This is a genomic window from Archangium violaceum Cb vi76, assembly GCF_000733295.1.
In the GTDB taxonomy this organism is placed as follows: Bacteria; Myxococcota; Myxococcia; order Myxococcales; family Myxococcaceae; genus Archangium; species Archangium violaceum.
In genome coordinates this window covers 69,716-77,742 of the sequence record NZ_JPMI01000005.1, presented here as the reverse complement: position 1 = coordinate 77,742, position 8,027 = coordinate 69,716, and the positions used below count along the sequence as shown (strand labels likewise).

At 66.2% G+C, this 8,027-nt stretch carries 5 protein-coding genes; 2 read left to right on the top strand and 3 right to left on the bottom strand.

Annotated elements, in window-relative coordinates; all coding sequences use genetic code 11:
* Both Q664_RS01390 and Q664_RS01385 read left to right on the top strand, forming a co-directional pair.
* Nucleotides 1-2,796 (top strand): hypothetical protein (locus Q664_RS01390; protein WP_160174306.1); only part of this gene is annotated, 2,796 nt, incomplete at its 5' end.
* Nucleotides 2,797-2,810: 14 nt separating this feature from the next.
* On the top strand, nt 2,811-3,503 hold the full coding sequence (locus Q664_RS01385) for a hypothetical protein (RefSeq protein WP_152621841.1): 693 nt from the start codon (nt 2,811-2,813) through the stop codon (nt 3,501-3,503).
* Nucleotides 3,504-3,642: 139 nt separating this feature from the next.
* Here Q664_RS01385 and Q664_RS01380 read toward each other — a convergent pair whose 3' ends face one another.
* The 3 genes from Q664_RS01380 to Q664_RS01370 form a co-directional block, all read right to left on the bottom strand.
* A complete protein-coding gene (locus Q664_RS01380) occupies nt 3,643-5,097 on the bottom strand; it encodes a zf-HC2 domain-containing protein (RefSeq protein ID WP_043388921.1) in 1,455 nt (484 codons plus the stop codon).
* Entirely contained in the window at nt 5,094-5,726 is a 633-nt protein-coding gene (locus Q664_RS01375; RefSeq protein WP_052517530.1) for an RNA polymerase sigma factor, read from the bottom strand. The genes Q664_RS01380 and Q664_RS01375 overlap by 4 nt, the downstream gene beginning before the upstream one ends.
* 207 nt (nt 5,727-5,933) lie before the next feature.
* Nucleotides 5,934-7,802 (bottom strand): DUF362 domain-containing protein, encoded by a 1,869-nt coding sequence (locus Q664_RS01370; RefSeq protein WP_043388919.1) that lies wholly within the window; start codon nt 7,800-7,802, stop codon nt 5,934-5,936.
* Nucleotides 7,803-8,027 lie beyond the last annotated feature (225 nt).

Sequence of the window (8,027 nt, the reverse complement as noted above, 5' to 3'; positions counted from 1 at the left end):
CCCGAAAATAGAGCGACGACGCCATTGTCCGGCGTCCTGCCCACGGAGATCTCTTTCGACGGCTCTCAGAGCCGTGACCCCGACAACCAGGATTCCTACGATCCCTATTACCCCATGAACTGGTATCCAGGGATGGGCATCACAGGTTACGCGTGGCAGGCGATCCCGCCCACCCCGCAGTGCAACGGGCCAACCCTGCCGGCATCGGAGAAGTTCGTCCTCTACCCTGCGGGGGCAACCATTCCCCCCTCGTGCCAGGGACGCTGGCGCATGCGGCTCACCGTGAGCGACGATGACCGGGTCACCAAGACCTCCACCCAGGAGTACACCTTTGCTATCGGCAATTGCAGCGGCAAGCTGTGCCTCGACTCCCCCAGGCAGTTGGCTCCCGCCATCCTCTCCACGGAGGGGACCGGTGGCACCTTCATCGGCTACCACATCGATTCGGCCATGTATGACGAGACAAGCTTTGGATTGGGAGTCTACACGAAGCTGGAGATCTTCATCGAGGACAATACCCTCAATCCCATTTACAGCGCGGTGAGCGGTCCGGCGACCCAGACGAGCCGCGGCCAGCCCATCCCTCTCTACTGGAATGGAGTTACCCAGTCCGGGACGCGAGTGCCAGAAGGCAAGTACTTCCACGTCAAGATATCCCTCTTGGATGCCAACGCCAACGTCCTGGGCACCCAGATCGAGTACCGCGCCATCACCTCGGAGCCGATGAGAGCCGTCTTCAACGAGCCCTCCACCAAATATGTACACTCCATTGGATCCGGCTCCATCTCCTTCACTGTCACCGGTGTGCAGAATCCGGTGGACTCCTACCGGGGTATACTGCGTGATTCAGCGGGCAATGCCGTGGCCACTTTCACGGCTCCGGCATCCGCCATCGCAATGTCAATCAACTACTCCACGCCGGGGTTCTACTCGTTCGAGCTCTTCGCCATTCGAGGCACGTCCGCCATCTCCCTGGGCACCCATCCTCTGACCATCTATAAGCTCCTACTGTGGTCGGGGGTCAATTCCGTCAACGCGCTGGACCTGGAGATGCTCGTCAACAGTGACGACGACAACCTCAATGGATTACCGGACATGCAAGAGGCGTTCGGGGTGGATACGCTCACGTATGGTGACGACGAAGTCAGGGTGTTCCGCGCGTATTTCCAACCGCGGGAACTGGCTGGTACGCTGACGCTGGAGCATACACTGGGAGTCGGAGCCTTGAAGGCCTGGACAACGCCAACCAAGGCCGCGGAAGTCACGTTGCCGAAGGCCTGGATCTTCCCCGGGACGGCGGCAGACTCGCCTATCCTGTCTGACTACGGCTACGAGTTGTATCTGGAGGCGCACAAGGAAGCCAAGGGGGAGGTCCGACTGGTCTTCACCACGATGGATGGTATCTCGCTTCCCAAAGCCGGCATCCCGCTGAGCACAGTGGTGCTCGATGCTGTCGGGGACACGGACAACGACCATGTCATCGAGGATGAAGATGCCGTGCTGCGCACTCTGCGCCCTGGCCGCTGGGACAACGCCTACGACGGTGCCTTCAACGTGAGAAACAACATGGACCCGGATCACTTCGTTGACCTCGACCCGTCGCGCTTCTATCTGCGTGCCAAGGGACCCAAGCTCGACGTCGACCCCAGCAAGGCCGATATCCTCCAGTTCTTCCTCACAATCAGCCACCAGGTGAACTACGACACCGCCAACATCATGAGGCTTCCAGAAAGTGGACCCAATACAGCCATGATGGTGTCACGCTCCCTGATGCTGACCGGAACCGATATCGAGGGCATTTCCCGGACGGATACGGACGATGGATTCCCGGTACATGACGGGATCAGCAAGGTTGTTTCTGACGGAGCGATCGGGGATCGGACATGGCGAGCTCCCATCGATGCTCATTTGACGGTCTGGTACAATCAGCCCAACGCCGCGACCCTGCAATGGCGTTTGCCTGTCTGTGGCGCGGAACGGAGGAAGCTGCCGCTCCGGATTCATGTCTTCCTCGAGCCCTACCAGGACGTGGGGTTTGATGATGATGGAAATCCGGCCACGCCCAATGTCGGTGCACTAAATGCACGGTTCGATTACGCCGACGTGAACGGAAACGGGCAGCACGATCTCGGGGAGCGGAGCGAGCCATATGTCAACCTGAGCGATCCAATGACCGATATGGTGGCCCGTTCGGGTGATGACCCCGCCGTGCTCGATGCGCGGGGACCACTCATGCCCATCAATGATGTCTGGCGCGAGCTGCGTCACACAGACAGCCTCTGGTCACCCGCTTGTATCAAGATTGAGGTAGTAGGCGGCACGATCCTGGTCGAGGATGCTCCCTCGTACAATTTCCATAACATCCTCGCAGACGGAGTGATGACCGAGCCCGAAATCTCTCAACTCTATCGGGTGTACAATGCAAGCATGACGGAGGATGTTATCGACGTCTTCTACGGAACGACGCAAAACCTTGGAATCGCTGCCGCTGGTCTTGCCTTCCCCCCGCTGTACCAGACGCCTGCTGTGCCGCACGGAGAGAAGCTATTCACGATCATCAAAAGCGGCATGCCCTCGTATGCCACCCTTGCTCATGAACTGGCCCACCTGCTCACCAACACAGGAGACTCCGCTGGCAACCAGACGTTCTTCTATCCGTTGAACGTACCGCTGACGCCGCTCACGACCGTCAACGGTGGCCGGCGCATGCCTGGTTGGGTGGCGACGGATGCTAGGACTGTGCGGCCTGCAGGAAACCTGGCCGCGCGCGGAAATCGGCAGCTCAAGTCTTACTAGGAGGACTAGAATCCATGAGAACACATGTCATTGTCATCGCGGGGCTGCTGCTGTCAGCTCCAGTATCCCGAGCAGCAACACCTCCCCCTGAGCAGGCTGTCGAGCAGCTCATCCACGCCAATCACGGCCTCACCGAGCTGTCGGGCAAGGAGATCAAAGAGACGTGGGAGGAGGTGCGCCGCAATCCCAAACCCTACCTTCCCTTCCTGAAGGCCCGGCTCTCCCTGGAGCGGCTCGAGGCCGCGAAGGACGTCGAGCAGTTCCGAGGCATCCTCAATTCAGCCCATATTCTCATCCTCTTGGGGGGGGATGATGAGCGCGAGTTCCTGGTGACACAACTGAAGCACCTGCACCAGAAGCGGGATGAACTCTCCACGCAGGTGAAGAAGCGCGCTCCAAAAAGCGGCGCCTCTCTCTCTCCGAGCGAGGAGGCATCCTTCAAGGAGCTGGTAAGGCACCGGGGCCGGGTCACCCAGTTGGAGAACGCCATCCTGAGAGGCTTCGCAGAGGTGGGGGACTCGCGCCTGCGCGATACGGTCCTGCCGCGCCTGGACTACGATACTGACATGCGCGACAGATACATCGAGTACTTCGAGGTCACGGGCCGCAAGGATCCGGTCGTTCGGGCCCGTCTGAAGAAGCTGCTCGAGGCTCCGGGCTCTCCAGTGACGGAGCAGCACCTGCGGCGCTTCTTCGAGGAGAAGTAGCCAGAACCCCGTCTCTCCCAGCTCTGGACCCAGAGGCTGGGAGGGACAATGGGGCTTCGGGAACCCCGGCCATGGGGAACGTGGCGCACCTTCGCGGCCGTTCGGGCCGCGAGTCGCCACGCCACGCGGATGGAGGCTTCTACTTCTTGGCGGGAGACGTGGCCTTGACGTCGCTGTCGGCCTCGTCCGCCGAGGACGGCAGCTCACGCTCCAGCTGGCGCTGCGCCATGCGCGCCGCGCTCGATCCCGGTGCCTCCGCCATCACACTCTTGCAGACCTGGACGGCGATCTGCCGGCGGCCCAGCGCGAACTCCGCTTCACACAGCCGCGACAGCACATCCAATCGCTGCGAGCCCCGGGCTCCGGCCGACAACGCCGCACGCAGGAAGTCCACCTCCTGCGCCCAGTCTCCCGAACGGTTGGCCACCTCCGCCTGCTTCATCAGCTCCGCGGGCGAGGGAGAGTATCTCGTGGCGGGTCGCTCCGCGGGCTTCGGCGCCGCTTCGCCCTTCTTGAGCTCCAGTCTCGCCCCCTGCGCCACCGGCCCGGCCGAAGCCGCGGAAGGCTGGTACTGAGCAGGAGCCGGAGGAGGTGGCGGCGGCTCGGCACTCGCCACCTGGGCGCGCACGGGAGCCTGCTGCTCGTACACATCATCCGCCGCCACGTCCTTGCTCGCCGGGGCCGGACGCGAGGCGGAACCGCGAATCGCCTGCATCGGCTCGGGCGGCGCGGACTGCTCGACCTCGGCCCCGGCCATGGCGGAATCGGCGTATTCCGCGGCGGGCTCCTTGGCGGGCTCGGCACGTTGCGCCGTCGATAGGGAGGGCAGCGCCTTGCCACCCGCCAGCGTGTCGCGCTTGCTCTTCGACGCCTTCTCGGCGAATCCAGCGGGGGCGCCCTCTTCCGCCTCGCGGTCCAGCACGGGCTTCTTTTCCGGGAAGCCTCCCGCACTGCCCGCGCTCGCGTTGGACCAGTCCTCCCACACGGCGCTACGCCCCCCCCCCTTCTTCGAGGGCGCCTTCTTCGAGGGCGCTTCACGCATCGCGGCGCGCATCTCCTCGTCCATCTGCGCGTGCACCTTGCCAATGTCGGCGGGCACGGGAGTGGTGATGGGCGCGGGCACGGCGGCAGCGGGCGCCGCGGGAGGCGCCGCGGTCTCCGCCACCTCCGTCTGCTCGCCACGGCCGCGCGTCTTCTCCCGGGGAGACTCCTTGTGCTGGGCGAGCGAGGGGCTCAAGTCCACCTCGCGATCCACCTGGATGACCACGACGCCAAAGATGCCCAGGGCCGCCACGCTCAACGCGGGCGCCAGCAGGCGGCGCCACCAGCGAGGCGCCGGCTCGGGACCCGCGGCGGCCCGGCGCGCGGACTGCTGCGCATACGCCAGCAGTGACTCCAACCCCGCGTCCGGCGCGGACTCCAGCGGCAACCGGGACATCGTCGTGCGCACGCCCCGGATATCCGCCAGCGTCTCCGAGCAGCGTGAGCAGCCCTGCACGTGCTGCTCCACCAGCCGGGCTTCGCTCGGCGGCAGCTCGTCGTAGGCGAAGTCCAGCAGCCGATCCTCGTGTGCGTGGGCACCCTGGGGCTTCATCCCGCCACCGTCCTTCCATCCTCGGCCAGGTCACCATCCACCCCGAGCTCGGCCAGGCGCCGGCGCAGGCCCTCGAGGGCATAACGCATGCGGCTCTTCACCGTATTCTCGGACACCGCGGTCACCTCGGCGATCTCCTTGAAGGGGATGCCGCTGTACTCGCGCAGGACGAACACCTCGCGCTGCTCTTCCGGGAGGCTGGCCAGCGCGCGCTCCAGCAGGGGCCGCACGCGGGCGTTGTAGGCCCCGCGCTCGGGGCTCACGCCCTCGTCGGGAAGGGCCTCGCCCAGGGGCCGGCCCTCATCGCCCTCGGCACCCGAGGTGGGCGCCTCCAGCGAGGCCGCCTGCCGGTAGCTCTCTTTGCGCGCGCTGTCCACGCAGAGGTTCCTCGCAATCGTGTAGACCCAGGTGGTGAACTTCGCCTTCGCCTCGTACTCCGGGGCGCTGCGCACCACCTTCAGCCACGTCTCCTGAAGCACGTCTTCCGCCCGCGCACGGTGGCCGGTGAAACGGAGGATGAAGTTGAACACCGGCGTCCGGTGCCTTCGCACCAGCACCTCGAACGCACGAGCATCCCCCGCCCGGAAGGCGAGCATCAGCCGTTCGTCTGAGGTCTCCGGTCCCAACACTCCCCCGTTTCCAGGGCCCTATGCCTGTCCTCACCCCTCCCGCCGCATTAACGGGCGAAGGGGGATTCGGGTCTACCCGATTTTGGCCCTCTGTAAGTGGCGAGAATGACAGGGAGCGTGGGCGCTGTCACCAGGACAGCCGGGCCCGCCCGTCCGCCAGGAGGGGTCCAGGCCCAACGGCCCCGGAGAGCGAGCGGCCGAGCGGGCTCAAGGTCCCACCAGGGCCCGCATCAGGGCCCGGTACAGGCGCCAGAACGAGCCCTGTCCGTGGCCGGCCTTTGGCGGAAACGCCCGCGTGTCCATGGCCGGCAGGAACGCCGCGCCCCGGCCACTGGCGAACTGCCAGACGGGAATCGAGAGCAGCCCCATGAGCGCGTGCAGCTCCGTCTCGTACGGGGCCCGGAACCCGGGGATGGCTTCGTCGGGGCCCACGGCCTGGGTGGCGCCTCGGGGGTCCCCGAACCAGTCGCACGCGAGCCGGAGGAGCGGAGACTGGAGGGGCTCGCCTCCTCCGAGGTGCCGCGTCGCGAGGAGATCCACGGCCAGCGCATCCGCGCCCGCGTAGAGGCGGCGAGGCGTGGGGGGCCTTCCGCAACCGAGGATTCCGACCAGCCCATCCGCCGCGTGCTCGAAGGCGTCGATGAGCGCGAAGTGCGGCGGGAAGTCGAGCAGGGGCATGAGCAACGCCGTCTCCCGGCTGGCGAACCGCTCGGCGAAGAGGAACTCGTCGAACCGGGCGCCCACGCCCTGGATGGTGGCGATGGAGAGGTGCGTGAGATCCACGGGGTGGCTCCGGGCCTTGGAGAACACGATGCGGAGCTCCGCGTCCCTCCAGGAGCGGGCGATGGTCGACTGCGCCATGCCACGGCTGTAGGCGTGCGGTACCTGCTCGGCTTCGAGATCCACGACGCGGTACGCGGGCGAGGTGTAGCCGAAGTAGCGCGCGACCTCGTGGACGCTCCGCCCGTCGAAGAACCGATCGTAGAGGTTGCCTGCATCGGCGACGACGATGTCCTCGAGGCCCAGCTCGCGCAGCCGCAGCGCCAGGGCCTCGACGAGCTCCGGGTCCGTGATGTTGGAGCGGTCATCGCGGTGGTAGCCCAGCATGAAGCTGACGCGCACGAGCACCCGGAGGGAGGAGACCGGCCGGCCCAGCGCCTCGGCCCTGGCGCGGACCGCCTCCGCGAGCCCGGCGTCCTCCAGGGTCCGGCGGAGCGCCTCCTGCTTGGACTCCCCGGCCGGAGACACGTGGACGACGACACGTCCTCCCTGGCCCACCGGGTGCGAGCGCAGCGGAGCCGAGCGCAGCGCACGAGGCAGGAACAGTTCGTCGGCGCGACCCACCTCGGAGATCAGCGAGCCGGTGGGCGCGAGGACCGAGTCCCCCTCGCCGAGCGTCTCCATGAGGGCGCGGAAGATGCGGGCGTGCTTGTCCTCGTCGGAGTGCATGCGCGAGAACCACGTGCCCGCATCCGGAGGGAGCTCCGGCACCCTGGGGGCAACCTGGGCGATCCGCTTCCACCCGAGCGAAGCGCTCTCCTCTGCGTCCACCTGGAGCGCGCAGTACTCCCGGAGCGTGAGGCGCCGGAGCTTGTCGCGCATGGGCTTCGGCACCTTGCCGCCCAGCCTGCCCAGGAGCATGACGAAGGACGCGATGAGCGTGGAGATCGGCGCGCGGGAGAACGACGTGTGGTGACGGACGGCGATGGCCCAGCCGGCGAGGGCTCCCGCGACGTGAGAGAGCCACGTGGCCACCCGGACGCGCACGGAGCCGATGCGGAGCAGCACCCCACGCGTATAGGTGGCATGCATCTCCTCATCGCGCCACGCCCAGGCGAGCGCCTGACGCATGAGGGCGCGGCTCTCCTCCGGCATCGCCACGGACGCGAGGCGCTCGCGCAGCACCTCGTCCCGGTACGCCACCGCGACGATGCGCTCGCGCTCGAGGGCCAGCAACAGCAGCGCACGGAGCTCCTCCGTGGGCCGTCCACGAAACCGCTCCGCCCAAGCGTCGAGCTTGCGCTGGAACTCCCCCGCCACCGTGTCGGTACGCGGAGACTCCTCCCCCTTCGTCATGGGGTGCACTCTAGTGGAGTGTCCACGAGGTTCTTGAACATAGTCGTGTTGCGCATGCTCCCTCTCCCTCTGGGAGAGGGCGGGGGGTGAGGGTCTTCACCCGTGATCCTCTCAGCATTGAGGTCCCTCGCGACGACGTAGTCCAAAGGGAAGACCCTCACCCTGACCCTCTCCCAAAGGGAGAGGGGACATCCACAGGCGCTCCGACCATGTCCGGGAGCCTCG